Below are 587 nucleotides of genomic sequence, written 5' to 3'. Positions count from 1 at the left end.
GGCAAGACCGCAGTCGTCACGGGCGCCGCGAGCGGCATCGGCAAGGAAATCGCGCTGGAGCTGGCCAAGGCAGGCGCGGCCGTCGCAATCGCCGACCTGAACCAGGACGGCGCGAACGCGGTCGCCGACGAGATCAACAAGGCGGGCGGCAAGGCGATCGGCGTCGCGATGGACGTGACCAGCGAGGAAGCCGTGAACACCGGCATCGACAAGGTGGCCGAAGCGTTCGGCTCGATCGACATCCTCGTGTCGAACGCCGGTATCCAGATCGTCAACCCGATCGAGAACTATTCGTTCTCCGACTGGAAGAAAATGCAGGCGATCCACGTGGACGGCGCGTTCCTGACGACGAAGGCCGCGCTCAAGCACATGTACAAGGACGATCGCGGCGGCGTCGTGATCTACATGGGTTCGGTGCATTCGCACGAAGCGTCGCCGCTGAAGTCGGCGTACGTGACGGCCAAGCACGGGCTGCTCGGCCTGGCGCGCGTGCTGGCGAAGGAAGGCGCGAAGCACAACGTGCGCTCGCACGTCGTGTGTCCGGGCTTCGTGCGCACGCCGCTGGTCGACAAGCAGATTCCGGAGCA

At 65.4% G+C, this 587-nt stretch carries 1 protein-coding gene; it reads left to right on the top strand.

Annotation, left to right across the window (positions count from 1 at the left end; genetic code table 11):
• Positions 1–587 (top strand): 3-hydroxybutyrate dehydrogenase (locus WS61_RS18250; RefSeq protein WP_059502133.1); only part of this gene is annotated, 587 nt, incomplete at both ends.

The organism is Burkholderia sp. ABCPW 11 (assembly GCF_001523445.1).
GTDB lineage: Bacteria > Pseudomonadota > Gammaproteobacteria > Burkholderiales > Burkholderiaceae > Burkholderia.
Note: the sequence above shows the minus strand (reverse complement) of the source record. Positions and strands in the feature narration are given on the sequence as shown.